Origin of the sequence: Bradyrhizobium sp. HKCCYLR20261, from assembly GCF_051168435.1 — a bacterium.
GTDB lineage: Bacteria > Pseudomonadota > Alphaproteobacteria > Rhizobiales > Xanthobacteraceae > Bradyrhizobium.
The window spans coordinates 72,894-91,266 of the sequence record NZ_JBNPUZ010000018.1 but is presented as its reverse complement, the minus strand read 5'-3'; the positions used below and the strand labels follow the sequence as shown (position 1 = coordinate 91,266).

15 protein-coding genes are annotated in these 18,373 nt (G+C 66.4%); 3 read left to right on the top strand and 12 right to left on the bottom strand.

The annotated features are described in order from the left end of the window. Positions 1-12 precede the first annotated feature (12 nt). From ACQR1L_RS29495 to ACQR1L_RS29450, 10 genes are all read right to left on the bottom strand, one after another. Positions 13-627, bottom strand: a complete 615-nt coding sequence (locus tag ACQR1L_RS29495; protein WP_434861434.1) for a cysteine hydrolase — start codon at positions 625-627, stop codon at positions 13-15. Further along, the gene (locus tag ACQR1L_RS29490; RefSeq protein ID WP_434861433.1) at positions 624-2,681 is read right to left on the bottom strand and encodes a hydantoinase/oxoprolinase family protein; all 2,058 of its coding nucleotides are present in this window, start codon (positions 2,679-2,681) and stop codon (positions 624-626) included. The genes ACQR1L_RS29495 and ACQR1L_RS29490 overlap by 4 nt, the downstream gene beginning before the upstream one ends. Then, positions 2,678-4,411 carry a hydantoinase B/oxoprolinase family protein gene (locus ACQR1L_RS29485; RefSeq protein WP_434861432.1) on the bottom strand — a complete coding sequence of 578 codons (1,734 nt, stop codon included), beginning with the start codon at positions 4,409-4,411 and terminating at the stop codon, positions 2,678-2,680. Before ACQR1L_RS29485 ends, ACQR1L_RS29490 begins: the two co-directional genes overlap by 4 nt. After that, positions 4,408-5,286: an isocitrate lyase/PEP mutase family protein gene (locus tag ACQR1L_RS29480; protein WP_434861431.1), complete on the bottom strand. Its 879-nt coding sequence runs from the start codon at positions 5,284-5,286 to the stop codon at positions 4,408-4,410. The genes ACQR1L_RS29485 and ACQR1L_RS29480 overlap by 4 nt, the downstream gene beginning before the upstream one ends. Before the next feature lie 43 nt (positions 5,287-5,329). Further along, positions 5,330-6,031 (bottom strand): ABC transporter ATP-binding protein, encoded by a 702-nt coding sequence (locus ACQR1L_RS29475; protein ID WP_006612310.1) that lies wholly within the window; start codon positions 6,029-6,031, stop codon positions 5,330-5,332. After that, the gene (locus ACQR1L_RS29470) at positions 6,024-6,767 is read right to left on the bottom strand and encodes an ABC transporter ATP-binding protein (protein WP_434861430.1); all 744 of its coding nucleotides are present in this window, start codon (positions 6,765-6,767) and stop codon (positions 6,024-6,026) included. The genes ACQR1L_RS29475 and ACQR1L_RS29470 overlap by 8 nt, the downstream gene beginning before the upstream one ends. Then, complete coding sequence (locus ACQR1L_RS29465) at positions 6,767-7,735, bottom strand: branched-chain amino acid ABC transporter permease (protein ID WP_434861429.1); 969 nt, start codon at positions 7,733-7,735, stop codon at positions 6,767-6,769. Before ACQR1L_RS29465 ends, ACQR1L_RS29470 begins: the two co-directional genes overlap by 1 nt. Continuing rightward, complete coding sequence (locus tag ACQR1L_RS29460; protein ID WP_434861428.1) at positions 7,732-8,604, bottom strand: branched-chain amino acid ABC transporter permease; 873 nt, start codon at positions 8,602-8,604, stop codon at positions 7,732-7,734. The genes ACQR1L_RS29465 and ACQR1L_RS29460 overlap by 4 nt, the downstream gene beginning before the upstream one ends. A 246-nt stretch (positions 8,605-8,850) precedes the next feature. Then, positions 8,851-10,074, bottom strand: a complete 1,224-nt coding sequence (locus ACQR1L_RS29455) for an ABC transporter substrate-binding protein (protein ID WP_434861427.1) — start codon at positions 10,072-10,074, stop codon at positions 8,851-8,853. After that, positions 10,071-10,895, bottom strand: a complete 825-nt coding sequence (locus ACQR1L_RS29450; protein WP_434861426.1) for a GntR family transcriptional regulator — start codon at positions 10,893-10,895, stop codon at positions 10,071-10,073. The genes ACQR1L_RS29455 and ACQR1L_RS29450 overlap by 4 nt, the downstream gene beginning before the upstream one ends. A gap of 159 nt (positions 10,896-11,054) precedes the next feature. On the opposite strand from ACQR1L_RS29450, the gene ACQR1L_RS29445 reads away from it, so the two are divergent. From ACQR1L_RS29445 to leuD, 3 genes are read left to right on the top strand one after another with little or no spacing between them, the layout of a single operon-like run. Continuing rightward, complete coding sequence (locus ACQR1L_RS29445) at positions 11,055-13,058, top strand: FAD-dependent oxidoreductase (RefSeq protein WP_434861425.1); 2,004 nt, start codon at positions 11,055-11,057, stop codon at positions 13,056-13,058. 39 nt (positions 13,059-13,097) lie between these two features. Next, complete coding sequence (gene leuC / locus ACQR1L_RS29440) at positions 13,098-14,519, top strand: 3-isopropylmalate dehydratase large subunit (protein WP_434861424.1); 1,422 nt, start codon at positions 13,098-13,100, stop codon at positions 14,517-14,519. Next, positions 14,516-15,145: a 3-isopropylmalate dehydratase small subunit gene (gene leuD, locus ACQR1L_RS29435; protein WP_434861423.1), complete on the top strand. Its 630-nt coding sequence runs from the start codon at positions 14,516-14,518 to the stop codon at positions 15,143-15,145. The genes leuC and leuD overlap by 4 nt, the downstream gene beginning before the upstream one ends. A 750-nt stretch (positions 15,146-15,895) precedes the next feature. Here the strand turns inward: leuD and ACQR1L_RS29430 are convergent. Both ACQR1L_RS29430 and ACQR1L_RS29425 read right to left on the bottom strand, forming a co-directional pair. After that, positions 15,896-17,281: a M20/M25/M40 family metallo-hydrolase gene (locus ACQR1L_RS29430; RefSeq protein ID WP_434861422.1), complete on the bottom strand. Its 1,386-nt coding sequence runs from the start codon at positions 17,279-17,281 to the stop codon at positions 15,896-15,898. Between the two features lie 179 nt (positions 17,282-17,460). After that, positions 17,461-18,354 (bottom strand): amidohydrolase family protein, encoded by an 894-nt coding sequence (locus tag ACQR1L_RS29425; protein WP_434861421.1) that lies wholly within the window; start codon positions 18,352-18,354, stop codon positions 17,461-17,463. Positions 18,355-18,373 lie beyond the last annotated feature (19 nt).

The window sequence follows — 18,373 nt, the reverse complement described above, 5'->3', positions numbered from 1 at the left end:
AGGCGACTTGCTTCATGCTGCCGCCAGCTCTGTCATCGCCTCCGCGATCGACGTCACGCGGCACACCGGCTTCAGCGCCGCGATCGCGGTGGCATGCGTCTCCGGGGTGAAGGCGGCGCAGCCGTCTTCCAGCACGACGGTCTCGAAATCACGGATATGCGCGTCGCGCACGGTCGAGGCGACGCCGCCATTGGTGACGATGCCGGCGACATAGAGCTTCTCGATGCCGCATTTGCGCAGCACCCATTCGAGCCGCGTCATGTAGAACGCGGAATACGCGATCTTCTCGATCGTGACATCGGCGGGCTGCAGCGTGTCGACGAGTTGATGGCCCCAGGCGCCCGGCAGGAAATCGCCCTTGGCGAGGAACGGCCGCAGCTGCTTCAGGTGCGGCGAGATCAGGGGCTCACCGCCCTTGCCCGGCACCAAGGTGAACTGCGTCGAGATCACGAAGCCGCCCTTGGAGCGCATCAGGTCCGCGAACGGCTTGAGCCGCGGCGGCAACGCGGCGATGTCAGCCGCGGTCTGGCCGGCCCGGCCATAGGCGCCCTTGGGATCGAGGAAGTCGTTCTGCAGGTCGACGATCAGCAGCGCGCTGTGCGCGGCGGGAATGGTGTGATCGCTCATGTCCGCTCCACGATGACGTTGCCGAACTGGTCCACCCGCGCCTTGAAGCCGGGCGCGATCACCGTCGTCGCATCCGGCTGCTCGAGGATCGCGGGGCCCGCCACCTCGGTGCCGACAGGCAGATCGAGCCGGGCGTAGATCGCCGTGTCCCACCATTGGCCGTCGAACCAGGCGTTGCGGCTGCCGAGCTTCGCCTTGCCGAGATCGGCGTTGCTGTCAGGCGCGAGCGTCGCGAGGTCGAAGCGCGGACGCACGCCGATCGCCGCCGTGCGCAGGTTGACGATCTTGATCGGCACGCCCGGCAGCAGCCGGCTGAAGCTCTTCTGATACGCGGTCTCGAACGCCTTGCGGACGTCCTCGACCGTCAACGCGATGACGCCGTCGCGGATCTCGGCCGGCAGGGTCGCGCGGATGGTGTGGGTCTGGCCGACATAGTGCATGTCGAGCTCGAACAGCGTGTCGATGCGCTCGACCGCGAGCCGCGCGTCCTTGACCACGCCCTGCGCATGCTGGGCCTCGGACTGCATCCAGCGCGTCAGCGCCGCGATGTCGAGGCCGTCGACGAACATGTTGAGCGTCTGCACCTGGTCGTGGCGGATGTCGGCGATGACGCAGCCGAGCGCCGAGGTGACGCCGGGATAGCGCGGCACCAGCGCCGCCTTGAGCCCGACATCCTTGATCAGCGCCGAGACGTGCAGCGCGCCGCCGCCGCCGAACGGCACCGCCGCGAAGCGCGCCGGATCATGGCCGCGCTCGATCGACATCAGCCTGATCGCGCCGGCCATCTTGCTGTCGGCGATGCGCACGATGGCTTCCGCCGCCTCCATCACGCCGAGGCCGAGCGGCTCGCCGACATGCTTGGCGATGGCGCGCTTGGCCGCCTCGACGTCGAGCGCCTTCAGCTTGCCGCCGATCGGCCTCTCCGCATTGATGCGGCCGAGCACGACATTGGCGTCAGTGAGCGTCGGGCGGTCGTTGCCGCCGCCGTAGCAGACTGGACCAGGCCGCGAGCCGGCGCTCTCCGGGCCGACCTGCAGCAGGCCGCCGGCATCGACATGGGCGATCGAGCCGCCGCCGGCGCCGATGGTGGTGATCTCGATCATCGGCGTGCGCACGACGAGGCCGAAATCGATCGTGGTCTGCGCCGCCAGCGACGTCGCGCCATCGACCACAAGCGACACGTCGAACGAGGTGCCGCCGAGATCGCCGGTGATGACATTGGGGAAGCCCGCCGCCTTGGCGATCTCCGCCGCAGCGATCACGCCGGCCGCAGGACCGGACAACGCGGTGCGGATCGGGAAGCGCCGCGCCGCGTCGGTGGACATCACGCCGCCATTGGACTGCACGATGTGGAAGCGGCCGTCAAACGCCTCGCCTTCGAGCGCATTCTGCAGCTTCTGCAAATAGGAGCCGACCACCGGCTGCAGATAGGCGTTGAGCGCCGTCGTCGAGGTCCGCTCGAACTCGCGGATCTCCGGCAGGATCTGGCTGGAGCAGGCGACGTTGTCGTTCGGCCAGATCGCCTGCACGGCTTCGAGCGCGCGGCGCTCGTTGTCCGGATTGGCGAAGGCGTTGACGAACACGATCGCCAGCGCCTGCGCGCCCTTGGCCAAGAGCTCGCGCGCTGTCGCCTCGACCTGCGCGACATCGACGGCGGTCCGGATGGTGCCGTCCGACAGCACGCGCTCATCGACCTCGGCGCGCATGTCGCGCTCGACGACGGGCACGAAGTCGCCCCACAGGCCCCAGGTGTTGCGGCGGTCACGGCGGCGCATCTCCAGCACGTCGCGGAAGCCACGCGTGGTGATCAGGCCGATGCGCGCGCCCTTGCGCTCCAAGAGCGCATTGGTGCCGACCGTCGTGCCGTGCACGATCGAGGTGAGATGCGAGACCGCGCCGAAACCTTGCAGGCCTTCGAGGAAGCCGACCGCTTCGTCGCCGCGGTTCGACGGCACCTTGTTGGTGCGGAAGCTGCGCTTCGCCTCGTCGAAGTAGAACAGGTCCGTGAAGGTGCCGCCAACATCGACGCCGACGATGGTGCCGAGCTTGCTCATGCCGCACCTCCCGCACGGAGCGTACGCGTCGCGGCTTCATCGACCGCGCCGTCTGCCTTCACGGCAACCTTGTAGACGTCACGCGCCTGCGCCGGCGAGACGAAGCCGAGCGCGACGTCGTGGGCAACGTCAGCGACAGGCCGCGCCTCCGGCGGGCCCCAACCGCCGCCTCCAGGCGTTTCAAGCCGGACGCGCTTGCCGGCTTTCAGATGCAGGTCGGTGATCTTTGAGACCATCGGCGGGCTCGCCTCGCCCTGCTCCGTCTGCCAGGCGAAATGATTGAGCGCGGCGCTACCGCCGCCGGCGACGCCGAACGGCGCGGCCTTGCCGCGCTCGCCGAGCAGCGCGACGTCGGCATCGGCCAGCAGCTCGACTTCGTAGACGGCACCGACGCCGCCGCGATGGGTGCCGGCACCGGCGGAATCCGGGCGCAACGCCCATTGCGTGAACATGACGGGATAGGCTGCCTCTAAGATTTCCACGGGCGGAATGGTCGCGGTCGAGATCGGGTTGTTGGCGTGGTTGAGGCCGTCGGTCGCCGGGTTGCCGCCGAGGCCGCCGCCGAAGAACGAGAACATCACGAAGCGGCTGTTGTCCTTGCGATGGCCGGCGATCGACAGCGCATTGATGGTGCCGAACGGCGCGGCGGTGGCGCGCGACGGATCGGCCTTGGCGAGCGCGCCGAGCACGACGCCGATCAGGCGCAGGATGGTCTCGGTATAGCCCGCGACCGGCTTCGGCGGCCCTGCCGCCAGCAGCGAGCCGTCGGTGATCGCGAACGAGATCGGCCGCAGGCAGCCGGCATTGGCCGGCACCTCGGTGAACACATGCTTCAGCGCGACGTAGCAGGCCGCGATCGTGGTCGAGCGCGAGATGTTGATCGGGCCCTTGCAGGCCGCCGACGAACGGGTGAAATCGAGCGTCAGCGTGTCGCCGGCAATGGTGACATCGAGCGCGACGGTCAGCGGCATATCGACGATGCCGTCATTGTCGAGCACGTCCTCGAACGAATAGGTGCCGTCGGGCAGCGAGGCGATCGCCGCGCGCATCAAGGTTTCGGCACGGTCGGAGAACGCCTCGAACGCATCGGAGACGGTCTTGTCGCCGTAATCGTCGAGCAGCGCGCGCAGACGGCCCTCGCCGAGATCGAGCGCGTTGAGCTGGCCGTTAAGGTCGCCCCAGTTCGACATCGGCACGCGCGAATTAGCTTCGATGATGCCGAGGATGTCGTGGTTCATGCGCCCCGCCGCGATCAGCTTCACGGGGGGAATGCGCATCCCTTCCTGGAAGCTCTCGACCGCCTTCGGATTGTAGCCGCCGGCGACGTTGCCGCCGATGTCGAGCCAGTGGCCAACCGAGGCGATCCAGCAGAACACCCTGTTGTCACGGAACACCGGACGCACCAGGCGGAAATCGTTGAGATGGGTGCCACCGTCATAGGGATCGTTGAAGATGAAGGTGTCGCCCTCCTCGAGCCCGCCCTCCTTCTCGACCTTGGCGATGACGGCGCGCACGGCAAAGGCCATGGCGCCGACGAAAATCGGCAGGCCGCCCTGCCCCTGCACCAGCGTATCGCCGGTGGTGGCGTGATAGATGCCGTGGCAGGCGTCGCGCGCCTCGGCGATGGTCGGATTGAAGGCGGAGCGATACAAGGTCGCGTCCATCTCGTCGGCGATCTGCTCCAGCCGCCCCTTCAGCACGGCAAGCGTGATCGGATCCAAGGTGGTCATGCCCGGGTCCCCTCGTCGTCAGCGGCGTAACGGGCGCCGTTCGCCAGGATATCGGCGGTACCGAGCATCGCATTAAGGCCGGCGAAATCGAGCATGCGGTCGGCAAACGGCTTGGTCGAGCCGGCCTGCGCCAGCGACTGATAGTAGGCCCGCGCCGAGAAGGCGAGCGCGCGCACGATGCCGCCGGGGAAGATCACGAGCTTGAAGCCGAGCGCGCCGAGCTCTGACGCCGCATGGATCGGCGTCGAGCCGCCCTCGACCATGTTGGCAAGCAGCGGACGCTTGGAGGCCAGCCGACCGGCGATGGCCGAGAGTTGCTCGCTGCTCTTCGGCGCCTCGACGAACAGCACGTCGGCGCCGGCCTCGGCGTAACGCTCGGCGCGTTCGATCGCGGCCTCCATGCCCTCGATCGCCAGCGCGTCGGTACGCGCGACGATCAGGGTCTCGGCCGATTGCCGCGCATCGAGCGCGGCCTTGATCTTGCCGACCATCTCGCCGGCGCTGATCACGGCCTTGTCGGTGAGATGACCGCAGCGCTTCGGCGTCGTCTGGTCTTCCAGCTGAATGGCGGAGGCGCCCATGCGCTCGAACAGCCGGATCGTCCGCTGCACGTTGAGCGCATTGCCGAAGCCGGTGTCGCCGTCGACTACGAGCGGGGTGTCGACGCGGTCGCGGATCATGGCGATGGTGTCGGCGACCTCCATCATCGACACCAGGCCGATGTCGGGGCGGCCGAGCTTGGTATAGGCAATGCCGGCGCCGGTCAGATACAGCGCCTTGAAGCCGGCCTCGGCGGCGATGCTCGCGGTGAGCGCGTCGTACACGCCGGGCGCGATCGTCGGCTCGGCTGATGCCAGAGTGGATCTCAGGCTCATTGTCGTTTCCTTGTTTGTCTCAAACTATTCGCTGAAGCCGTGGTCACAGACCGAGATAGGCGCGCTTCAGCTCGGCATTGGATTTCAGCTCGGAGGCCTGGCCGGAGAGCGTGATGATGCCGTTCTCCATGATGTAGGCGCGGCCGGCGAGCTCCAGCGACTGCACGACGTTCTGCTCGACCAGCATGATGGCGAGACCGGATGCTGCGAGCCGCGCGATCAGCGCGAACATCTCCTCGACCATCAGCGGCGACAGGCCGAGCGACGGTTCATCGAGGATCAACAGCTTCGGCTCGCCCATCAAGCCGCGGCCGATCGCCAGCATCTGCTGCTCGCCGCCGGACAGCGTGCCGGCATATTGCCGCGCGCGCTGCTTCAGCTTCGGGAAGGTCGCGTAGATCTGCTCGATGCGCTCAGCTCGGCCACGCCGCGGCCGGCAATAGGCGCCGAGCTCGAGGTTCTCGCGCACCGACAGGTTCGGGAAGATCTTGCGGCCCTCGGGCACGTGAATGAGACCGGCGGTGACGATGTCGGGCGCGGCCGCATGCTCCAGCGCCGCACCGTTGAAGCGGATGGTGCCGGCAGTGGCGGGCACCACGCCCGAGAGCACCTTGTTCAAAGTGGTCTTGCCGACGCCGTTCGAGCCGAGCACGGCGACGACCTCGCCAGCGTTGACGTCAAAGCTGACGCCGCGCAACACTTCGGTTCCGCCGTAGCCGGCGCGGAGATCACGGACCTCAAGCATGGGCCTGCTCCGCGCGCAGACGTTCGGCCGCCCCGTGGCCGAGATAGGCCTCGATCACCTGCGGATCCTCGCACACCGCCCTCGGCTCGCCCTCGGCGATCATGCGCCCCTGCGACAGCACATAGACCTTGTCGCAGAGATTCATCACCGCCTGCATGATGTGCTCGATCATCAGAATGGTGACGCCCTGGTCGCGAATGTCGCGCACCAGCGGCAGCACGTCGCGGATCTCCGAGGGGTTGAGACCGGCGAGCACCTCGTCGAGCAGCAGCAGCTTCGGCCTGGTCGCGAGCGCGCGCGCCACTTCGAGACGTTTGCGGCCGGCAACGGTGAGATCGGACGAGCCCTTGGCGAGATCGGCGCCGAGGCCGACGCGCTTGGCGATGTCAGCCGCCTGCTGCATGGCCTCCTTGGCATCGGGCGTATGCAGATAGGCGCCGACAGCGATGTTCTCCTGCACGTTCAGGCCTTCGAACGGCTGCACGATCTGGAAGGTGCGCGCGATGCCCTGGCGCGCGCGGACATGCGGGGCAAGCTGAGTGATGTCGCGGCCGTCATAGCTGACGCTGCCACCATCGGGCTGCAGGAAGCCGGCGACCATCGCGAACAGCGTGGTCTTGCCGGCGCCGTTCGGGCCGATCAGGCCGGTGATCGAGCCCTTGGCGACCGACAGCGAGGCCTGGTCGACCGCGACGAGACCGGAGAAGCGCTTGGTAAGGGAGTTGACCTCGAGCATCACGCCTCCTTCGCCTTCGGCGCGCGCAGGCCGAGGCTCTTCATCAGCATGACCAGGCCGTTCGGCGAGAACGCCACCGAGAGCACCAGGATGACGCCGAACACCAGCAGGTCCATGCCGGGAATGCCGCCGGACACGCTCTTGGTGAGTTCGCCGAGGCCGAGCAGCACGATGGCGCCGACCAGCGGCCCGAGCACGGTGCCGGAGCCGCCGACGATGGCCGCGAACAGCGCCTCGATCGAGATCCAGGAGCCGAACGCGACATTGGCATCGATGAACAGATAGTTCTGCGCATAGAGGCAGCCCGCGGCCGCCGTGAGCGCGCCGGAGATCGCGATCGCCTTCATCTTCACCGCGAACACGTCGACGCCGAGCGCCTGCGCCGCCTGCTCGTTCTCGCGCAGCGCGACGAGATAGGCGCCGAAGCGGGAATGCTCCAGCCACCAGCTCACGAGCAGGCCGATCGCGACGAAGCCGAGCGCAATCAGCAGGAAATAGCGGCGGTCGGCGAATTGCAGGTACGGCAGGCCGGTCTGCAGCTTCAGCAGGATGCCGGCGGCACCACCGGTGAAATTAGTGCTGTTGGCGAGGATGCGCGCGACCTCGGCGAAGGCCAGGGTGATCAGCGCGAAGTAAGAGCCCTTCAGGCCGGAGCGGAAGCTGAGGAAGCCGATGAAGGCGCCGACCAGCGCACCGAGCGCGATGCCGATGACGAGCGCGATCCAGGCGTTCACGCCGAAGCGAGTCTGCAGCACGGCCATCGCGTAGGCACCGGCACCGAAGAAGGCGGCATGGCCGAACGACGACAGGCCGGCATAGCCGCCGAGGATGTTCCAGCCCTGCGCCGCCAGGGCGATGATCATCATGAAGATCATGAGATTTAGTAGCGCGCCGGACAGGCCGAGGAAGGGGACGACGGCGAGGGCAACGACGATGACGGCGAGAGTGGTGAGACGCGGCCTGGTCATGCGCGCGCTCCGAACAGGCCGGTCGGACGCACCAGCAAGGTGACGATGAAGATCAGGAAGATGCCAATCTGGCCGAGACTGTCGCCAAGAAAGAGACTGGACGCGGCTTCGACGACGCCGATCAGAAGGCCGCCGATCAGCGCGCCGGGGATCGAGCCCATCCCGCCGAGCACGACGATGGTGAAGGCGACCAGCACGAAAGCGGTGCCGGTCTTCGGGCTGACGTAGAAGGACGGCATCAGCAGGCCGGCGGCGACCGCGAGACAGGCGCAGCCGATCGCGAAGGTCATGGCGTAGACATGCGGCACGCTGATGCCGACGAGGCTGGCGCCGAGCTTCTCCTTGGCGACGGCGCGAATGGCCTTGCCGATGTCGGTCTGGTGCAGCACCAGCCACAGCAGCAACGTCGTGGCGATGGTGACGCCGAAGCCGATGACGCGCGGGAACGACAGCAGCAGCGGGCCGAGCTCGACGACGCGGAACGAGTAGTCCGTGGTGATGGTGCGGGTGTCGGACTGGAACGCGGCGAGCAGCGCGTTCTCGATGATGATGGAGAGGCCCAGGGTGACGAGGAGGATGCCGTTGTCCTTGCCGTGGCCCGCCGGGCCGATGATGAAGCGCTGCAGGGCGTAGCCGAGCGCGAACATGAAGGGCGCGACGAACAGGATCGCGAGATACGGGTCCATGCCGTAGCGGGCGCAGGCCAGCCACACCATGAACATCGCCACGGTCAGCAGCGCGCCGTGGGCGAAATTCACGATGTGCAGCACGCCGTAGATCAGGGTCAGGCCAAGCGCGATCAAGGCATAGATCGCGCCCAGCATCAGTCCGTTCAACAGCGCCTCCACGACGATCTGGGGCGAGTACATTAGATCCTCTGGTCGTCTAGAAATCTCGAGGCTTTCTAGGAGAAGCCGGATGACGCCCGGCATATTGGGGCCTCATGGTTCGAGACGCGCCGCGAGCGGCGCTCCTCACCATGAGGGTAAGCAGACGAGACCATACACTCCACCCTCATCCTGAGGAGCCCGGCGAAGCCGGGCGTCTCGAAGGATGGCCGCGGCGACCGTCGCAGCGACGCCTGTTCGCCGCGCAGGTGACTCAGCGTTGCCCGATCATCCGTTGATCGGGAAGATCGGCTTCGCGTCGGCGTAGTCCGACGGGTAGATCACCTTGATGTCCTTGCCCTGGACCTGCGTGTTCAGCGGCAGCGCGCTGGTGTTCTGGCCCTTGGCGTCGAACTTGGTCTTGCCGTAGGGCATGACGCCGCTGTCGAACTCGTTCGCCGCCAGGGCCTCGATGATCTTGGCACGATCGGCGCTGCCGGCCTTCTCCACGGCCTGGGCGAACACCTTCACCAGCGAGTAGTTGATCGGCGTGTTGTAGGCGTAGAACTTGCCGGCCGCGGTCACGGTCTCGCGCAGCTTGGCCGTGATCGGGCTCTTGGGATCGCCCCAATGGTTGCAGTCCATCACGCCCTGCGCGGCTTCCGGGAATTCGTTGACGAAGCGGTAGCTCGACGCCGCGCCGCCGAACACGGCGTAGATGCCCTTCGGGCGCACGCGCTGCTGCTGCAGGGTGCGGGCCATCAGCACGAACTCGTTGAAATAATGCGACGGCACGATGAGATCGGGATTGAGCGCGCGCAGCCGCAGCACGACGTTGGTCATGTCGCGCGCCGGGGTCGGATGCGCGATGGTCTCGACGATCTGGAAGCCGAGCGGCGGCAGCTTCTCCTGCATGATCTTGGCGAGGCCCGAGCCGAACAGGCCGTCCTCGTGCACGATCGCCACCGTCTTGATCGGCTTGCCGGCGTCGTCATTGAGCTTGACGAGATTCTTCAGCGCAACCGCGGTCGCCATGCTGAAATTCGGGTTGAAGCGGAAGGTGTTCTTCAGGCCGCGCTCGGTGATCGTATCCGCCACCGCGCAGTCGACGACGAACGGCAGATCGTAGCGCGACGCGGTCTGCGTCGCGGTCAGCGCGATGCCCGAGGCGAAGCCGCCGAGCACGGCGGCGACGCCGGCCGACTGCAGTTCCTCGGTCGCCTGCGCGCCCGCTTCGGCGTTGGAGCGGCTGTCGCCGATCACCAGTTCGAGCTTGGCGCCGCCGAGCGCCTTGATACCGCCGGCGTCGTTGATCTCCTTGATCGCGAACTCCGCACCGATCTTGGCAAGATCGCCGTCGAGCGCGAACGCGCCGGAGATCGGCTGCAGCAGACCGACTTTCACCGGTGCTGGCTCGGCGCGCAGCAGGCCCGGCGCGGCCAGCATCGAGGTGAGCGCGACACCGCTCTTGAGCACGGTGCGGCGTGACAGCGACTTCGAGCTCAACGTCATGACTTCCCCACTTTCCTGACTGGCGGCCGCCGGCGCGGGCGCTCCCTGCGGTACACCTCGGCGGTCGGGCTCCAGTGCCGGTGCCCTTCGTCGCCCGTCCGTTCGAGGTTCATCTGCAATGTGTAGCGGTCGGGACGATAGAGCGCCTGCAGGTGCTCCATCGGCTGGCCGTCCTTGCCGTAGACCGTGCGGCGCAACGCCACGAGCGGCATGCCGACATCGATGTCGAGCGCCTCGGCCACATCGGGGCTCGACAACACGGCGCTGATCTCCTGCCGCGCCGAGGCGCTGGTCAGGCCGGAGCGCTCGATCAGTTCGAGCAGCGGCATGCGCGCGAGATCCTCGCGCGAATAGTTGCGGCCGATGCGCTCGGGCACGTTGGCGATGAGATAGGAGAACGGCACGCCGTCGACGAGGCGGACGCGCACCGAGCGCTGCGAGCGCTCGTCGGGCGCGAGTTGCAAGGCTTCGCGGATCTGCTCGGACGGATTGACGTAGTCAAACGACAGCAAGCGCACGTCGGTCGTGCGGCCCATCTCGATCAGATGCGCGAACACGTTGGACACGTCGGCAAGAACCGTGCGGACCTTGGAGGCCGGCCGATGCACGAAGGTGCCGAGCCCGCTCTTCTTTTGAATGAGATCTTCGCCAGCGAGCAAGTCAAGCGCCTGGCGGATGGTGACACGGGAAACGCTGTGCTCTTCGGCCAGCGCGAACTCGCCCGGCAACCGCTCGCCGTCCGCAAGCTCGCCGGATGCGATCTTGTCCTTCAGCAGCAGGTAAATCCGTCGTGCCTTCAGTGGCTCGGACGCGGTGCGCAAGGCGGATGGCCCCAGGGGTTAGCGAGCTATCTTGCTTTCAATACATGAGGTGTATAGAAAATATGACAGCTTCGGTCAACTGGCTCGCGGGCCTCTTCCCGAGACAGAGGTCGGAGCAAGGATCGAGCCACGAAACGGGCAGCGGGAGGATCACGCGATTTGTCGCAGCATCAGCCATATGCACAGGCGCTGAGTCCGCTCGACGTCGGCCGCTTGCGCTTCCGCAACCGCATCTTCGTCCCCGCGCACACCACGAATTTCGGCGAGCACCACCTGCCGAGCGCGCAGCACCTCGCCTATCACCGCGCCCGCGCGCGCGGCGGCGTCGGCGCCATCATCTTCGAATCCATCCGGATCCACGCCAATTCGCTCGGCCGCCCGCAAGCCGTGTGCGGCTTCGATCCCGCCTGCATCGATCCGTTCCGCCGCATCACCGATGCGGTGAAGGCGGAAGGCGCGGCCATGCTCGGCCAGATCATCCATCTCGGACGGCAGGTCGAAGGCGATTTCGAACGCACGGTATCGTGGGGCGCCTCGCCGATTCCGTGGTCGATCTCGGCGCTGCCGCCGCGGCCGATGGACGAGTTCGACATGGAGCAGGTGATCGAGGGCCACCTCGTCACGGCGCGCAATCTCGTCGCCGCCGGCTTTGACGGCATCGAGCTGCAGATGGCGCATGGTCATCTGCTGCAGCAGTTCATGTCGCCGCTGTCGAACAAGCGCAATGATGAGTATGGCGGCAGCCTGGAGAACCGGCTGCGCTTTCCTGGCCGTGTGCTGGCGGCGCTGCGCGCCGAGCTTGGCGATACATTCTGCCTGGGCATCCGCATCAGCGGGGAGGAATATGCCGACGGCGGCCTCGGCATCGAGGAAGCCGAACGCATCGCACCGATGCTGGCACGGCAGACGCGCATCGACTTCGTCAACGTCTCGCACTCCGCCTATGTCGCGAGCTACTCGCTGGCAACGCAGATGGCCGACATGGCGTTCGATCCGGCGCCGTTCCGATCTCTCCCCGCGCGTATCCGCTGTTCATTGCGCAAGGATGGTTTCGAAACCCCGGTGTTCGCCGTGTGCCGTTTTACGGGACTCGACGAGGCCGACGCGATGATTGCCGCGGGCGATGCCGACGCCGTCGGCATGGCGCGCGCGCATCTCGCGGAGCCGGCGATCGTGCGGAAAACGGTCGAGGGCCGAGTCGATGAGATCCGACGCTGTATCGGCTGCAACCAGGGTTGCGCCGGCATGCTGGAGCGGAACCTGCCGATCCGCTGCCTGATCAATCCGATCGCCGGGCTCGAAGGGCAGTTCGACGAGCCCGAGGCGCTGCCACCAACGGCGCCACGGCGCATTCTCGTGATCGGCGGAGGTCCCGCGGGGCTGGAGGCGGCGCGGGTCGCGGCCGCGCTCGGGCACCAGGTCACCCTGTGGGAACGCGGCGATCAGCTCGGCGGACAGCTGCGCACGGCGTGGCTGATGCCGAAGCGCGCGAACTTCCAGGCGTTCGTGGAGCACCAGGTCGCGGCCTTGACGCGCCTCGGCGTCACCATCGTCTTCAGCAAGGATGCGGACGCCGCCGCGATCGAGGCCTTCGGCGCCGACCGCATCGTGCTGGCGACAGGCTCGAGGACCAGCGCCTTGCCAGTGGCGGGGAACGGCCCCGTGTTCACCCTGCCCGACGCGTTGCGCGCGCCGGACCATCTCGGCGCGTCGGTCGCGGTGTTCGATCGCACCGGTGAATGGGGCACGCTGTCGGCGCTGGAGCATTTCGCCGATCTCGGCAAGGCCGTAACCTTGTTCGTCCCGGCGACGAACTATGCCTGGCGGACCACGATCTATTCGACACTCGCCAACAGCCGCCGCTTGCGCGAGCGCAAGGTCCGGATCGCGACGCTGCGCGCGGTGCGCTCCTATGATGGCCAGATCCTGGAGGTCGAGGATCTCTCGACCGGTGACATCGATCGCCTCACCGGCTTCTCGGCGCTGGTCGCCGTCGATCACAACAGCGCGGATCAATCATTGTATCTGGCCTTGCGGCGCGCGGGCTTGCCCGTGCTTCAGGTCGGCGACAACAATGCACCGCGCACGGCGCTGGAGGCCGTCTACCAGGGTCACATGGCGGCTCGCGCCCCCCTCCCCGCGGCTCCGGCAGCCACGACATGAGGAATGGATGACGCGGAACTTGATCGAGGACGTTGAGGCATGAGTGAAGCAGTGCGGCCGCCGCGGACATTGTTCGACAAGGTCTGGGATGCGCATGTGGTGACGCGCCGCGAGGACGGCGCGGAGCTGCTGTTCATCGATCGCCATCTCGTGCATGAGGGCTCGTTCCACGCCTTCAACAAGTTGAAGGACAAGCGCGCCAAAGTGCGCCGGCCCGATCTCACCATCGGCGTTGCCGACCATTACGTGCCGACGCGAACGCGGGTGCTCGGCGAGATCGCGCCTGATATCGCCGGCATGATCCGCCAGCTCGACGACAATTGCCGCGCCAACGGCATCCGCATTTTCGGCTTCGACGATCCGCGCCAGGGCATCGTTCATGTCGTCGGGCCTGAGCAGGGCCTGACGCTTCCGGGCCTGACCATGGTCTGCGGCGACAGCCACACCTCGACGCATGGCGCGTTCGGCGCACTCGCCTTCGGCATCGGCGCCTCCGAGGTCGCGCATGTGCTGCTGACGCAAACCCTGTGGCAGAAGCGGCCGAAGCGGATGCGCATCACGGTCGACGGCGCGACTGCGCCGGGGATCACGGCCAAGGACATTGCGCTGTCGATCATCGCCCGTATCGGCGCCGATGGGGCCCAGGGGCACGCGATCGAATATGCGGGATCTGCGATCCGCGCGCTGTCGATGGAAGGCCGGCTGACCTTGTGCAATCTCTCGATCGAGAGCGGCGCCCGCTGCGGCATGATCGCGCCGGATGAAACCACCTTCGCCTATGTCGAGGGACGGCCGTTCGCGCCCGCAGGCGACGTGCGCGATCGCGCGATCGTGGCGTGGCGTGAGCTCGCGAGCGACACCGACGCGGTGTTCGACCGCGCGATCCTGCTCGAGGGCGGCGATATCGCGCCGACGGTAACCTGGGGTATCAGCCCCGAGGATGCACTGCCGATCATCGCGTCAGTCCCCGACCCCGCGGCCATGGATGATCCGTCGCGCGCGAGCCATGTGCGCGAGGCCCTCGACTACATGGGCCTCACACCGGGTCAGGCGCTCGACACGATCCGAATCGACCGCGTCTTCATCGGCTCCTGCACCAACAGCCGCATCGAGGATCTGCGCGCAGCGGCGAGCGTTCTCGCCGGCCGCAAGGCGCGGGTGCCGGGGCTGGTGTCGCCCGGCTCGCATCTGGTCAAACAGCAGGCCGAGCAGGAAGGCTTGGATCGCATCTTCACGGACGCCGGTCTGGACTGGGTCGGCTCCGGCTGCTCGATGTGCGTCGGCATGAACGGCGACCTCGTACCATCAGGCGAGCGCTGCGCCTCGACCACCAACCGCAACTTCAAGGGCCGGCAGGGCCCGGGCGCACGCACGCACCTGATGTCGCCGGCGATGGTCGCGGCAGCCGCCGTTGCCGGCCATCTCACCGACGTGCGGCCACTGCTGAGGAGAGGCGCATGACGCCGTTCGATACTCTTACGGCATCAGCCTGCGCGCTGCCGCTCGCCAGCATCGACACCGATCAGCTGATTCCGGCGCGCTTCATGAAGCGCTCGCGCGCCGACGGCTACGGGCAATATCTGCTTCACGACATGCGGTTCGACGCGCATGGGCAGGCCCGGCCCGATTTTCCGCTCAACACGCCGGCTGCGCAGCAGGCCGAGGTATTGGTCACACGGCGCAATTTCGGCGCGGGGTCCTCACGTGAAGCCGCGGTCTATGCGCTTGTCGATTTCGGCTTCCGCTGCGTGATTGCGCCGAGCTTCGGCGACATCTTCGCGTCCAATGCCGTCAACAACGGTCTGCTGCCGGCCAAGGTAAGCGAGGCGGATGCGGAGGAGATTCTGGAGCTGCTGCAAACGGCCACGTCAGCAATGACCGTCGATCTCAACGATTGTTTGATCAGGATCGGGAACCGTTCGTTCAGCTTCGCGATCGATCCGATCTGGCGCACCAAGCTGCTCAACGGCTGGGACGACCTCGACCTTACCCTTGCGCACGATCGTGATATCGCGCGCTTCGAGCAGCACGATCGCGGCGAACGCCCGTGGGTGCAGATGCCCCACCAAGACACCGGCTCCTCCTGAAAGAAAGAAGCCGCCCGCACATTCGGTGCAGGCGGCCCAAGTCCAGGGAGGAAACGCCCCAAGAAGGGCTAAATCCGGTGTACTTGATCGGCTGATTCGTGGGTATCCGGATGATACCGGAGGTTGCCGCCTCCGCGGCGGGCCTCACATACCGCCTGAGGTTTCCTCTTCGTCATGCGCCCCAACTGCGGAGCGGAGATCGTAGTGTCCGGGCGGCCTTGCCGGGCGCAGGGCGCGCACCTCAGCAGACATCCTCAGGGCCACATGGTGGGAATGGCGAGAGGAGGTTCATGGGCAGGACGCTCGCTGGCGTGCGCGCTGCTCTGTGGCGTCCTCAGGGAACTCGGTTCAGGATCGATCGCGGGAGCGTGATCGATCTGGATCACCGAGGCAGCGGCTGAGCCGCCAGCGGCCAAATGGGTTGCAGCCAGAGGAGCGGAACTGAGCGACTCGTTCGCCTGGTCGACAGTCGGGTGATCAACGGGTGGATGATCCACGCACGGACGATCAACAAGTTGCTGGTCAACGGGGTCGTGCATGCGGCAGCTCCGAGCCCTGATGCGACGGTTACTAATTCGGATCAAGATTAGGCGATATCAACTGCGTTAATCCATGCGCGATCTCGCCGCGTCCGGTCGATTCGACTGCAACGCAGCGAACGGCGCGGTGAATGCCACGCCTTCGTGGCTGCTCGATGACGGCTCCTGCGCTGCACTCCAGAACGTGATCACGGTTCCACGAACAGCACGATCACCGCGTGAGGCTCGCGACACGATCCAGCAGCGCCGCGCCGGTCCGTATCCCCTTGTAGAAGCACGCAATCATCATGTTCTCGTTCGGCGCGTGGTTGGCTTCATCGGCATTGGCGTAGGGAACGACGAAAGCGGGGATGCCGAGGATCTTGGTGAAGACGTAGTCCGGAAGGCTCCCGCCGGTGCAGGGAAACTCCAGCGGGGTGACGCCTTGCGCGAGCGCGATGGCGTCACGGATGACGGAGGCATAAGGAGAATCCATCGGCACGCGCGACGGCAGCATGCCGCCGCGCCGGATGACCTCGACCTCCGGCGCGTGCCTCCTGACATGCGCTTCGACCTTGGCCAGGACGTCGTCGGGGGTCATCGCCTCGACCAGACGAATATCGCATTTGACGACGGCCTCGCACGGCAGCACGGTCTTGCTGCCCGGTCCGCCATAGCCGCCGTGAAAGCCGTTGATGGTCAGTGTCGGATGGAACATCAGCCGCTCATAGTAGCCGCGCTCCGCAGGCGCATCGAGGCGGCTGAGGCCCAAGCTCGCTTTTGCCGCGTCGATATCGAGCGGCAGACGCCTGACCGCCGCCAGATCGAGTTCGCTCGGCGGAACGATATGGTCGTGCAGGCCGTCGATCGTGATCTCGCCCGCCGCGTTCTTCATCGTTCCCAGCAGGTGCACGAGCGTCCAGATCGGATTCGGAACGATGCCGCCGAGATTGCCGGAATGCACGTCGCGGCTGGCATGCTTGGCGCGAAGCTCGAACGCGCACATGCCGCGGACGCCATACGTCATGGTCGGGCGACCCGACGGATGCATCGGCCCATCGGCCGTGACGACGACATCGGCCTTCAGCCGATCCTTGTGGGCAGCCACGAAATCGGCGATGCGCGGACTGCCGATCTCTTCCTCGCCTTCGAGCAGGACGATCACGTTGCAAGGCAGTTCGCCATGCACCTTGAGATGGGATTCGATCGCCATCAGCTGCGCGAAGTGCTGACCCTTGTTGTCGCCGATGCCGCGGGCATAGATGCGGCCGTCGCGAATGGTGGGCTCGAACGGCGGGCTCAACCACAGCTCCAGCGGGTCCGGCGGCTGCACGTCGTAATGGCCGTAGAGCAGCACAGTCGGCGCGCCCGGCTTGTTCTGCCAGCGTCCGAGCACCATCGGATGACCGGCCGTCGGCACCGTCTCCGCCTCCAGACCCATCTCCTGCAGCATGTCCACCAGCAGCGCCGCAACCTCGGCGATGCCGACATTGTGCGCACTGATTGACGGGTGACGGACGTAGTCCATCACCCGGGCGAGAAAGCGTTCCTGTTCGATCTGGATATGTTCAAACACGGCCTCGAGCCGGACCGAGGCAGTGGGATGACGATCGGACATGGTCTCGGACTCCTGGACGCGCCGCGATCATCCTGGCGAGCGAGAAGACCGTCCGCAAGGGCCGGAATCAGCATGGGACCTCGGCGCCGACAGCGCGCCAATCGCGCGTCGCCTGGCGCTGCGCACGGCCTTGATTCGCCGATCCAGAGTTGGGCTTTTCTGTTCCCCTGCGAGCCGATCTAAAGGCGGTAGAACCGCGCCGCGTTGTCGTGGAACAGTTTGCGCCGCTCGTCCGCGGAGAACCGGGACGTGATCTCCTTGAAGGCGTCGAACAGCTTGTCGTAACTGCTGAACAGCTTGTCGACCGGGAAGTTGCTGGCGAACATGCAGCGCTCCACGCCGAACACCTCGATGGCAGAGAGCACGTAGGGGCGGAAGGAGTCGACGGTCCAGCTCCAGTCGCCCATGCCGAGGCCCGAGATCTTGCAGGCGACGTTGGGCGCCTGGGCCAGCAGCGTCATGCCGGCCTTCCAGGCCTCGAAATGACCGGGTCCGTCAACCTGCATGCCGGTATGGTTGAGGATGATCTGCGTGTCCGGGAAGTCCCGCGCGAGCTCATAGGCCTCCTGCATCTGCGGATAATAGATCTGCATGTCGAACGAGAGGCCGAGGTCGCGCAGTAGGGCGAAGCCGCGCCGCCACTCGGTTTCGCGGCAGACGCCGGGACGATCGAGATAGGTCTTGGCCGGGTCCGGATGGTAGTTCAGCGACTGGCGGATGCCGCGGAAGTTCGGATAGGCGAGATGGCCGTCGAGCACATCACCCACGTTCGGCTGCGCCAGATTGGCATAGCCGACGATGCCGTGCGGAAAGCCGTGCTTGTCGGCCACGCCCTGCAGCCACTTCGTCTCGCCGACGGGGTCCTTGGGATCGAAGCCGACATCGAGATGCACCGACTTGACGACGTTCTGGTTCTTGCAGTCCGCGAGAAAGTCCTCGATCAGGTAGCTGCGGCAGATCGCGGCGTAGTCACCGAAGGCCGCAGGCTTCACGCCATCGCTCAGCCACGGATAATAGTGGTTCTCGAGATCGTAGAGATGGTGATGCGGGTCGATGATGGGAAAGTCGATCATGATGACATCCTCGATCGGG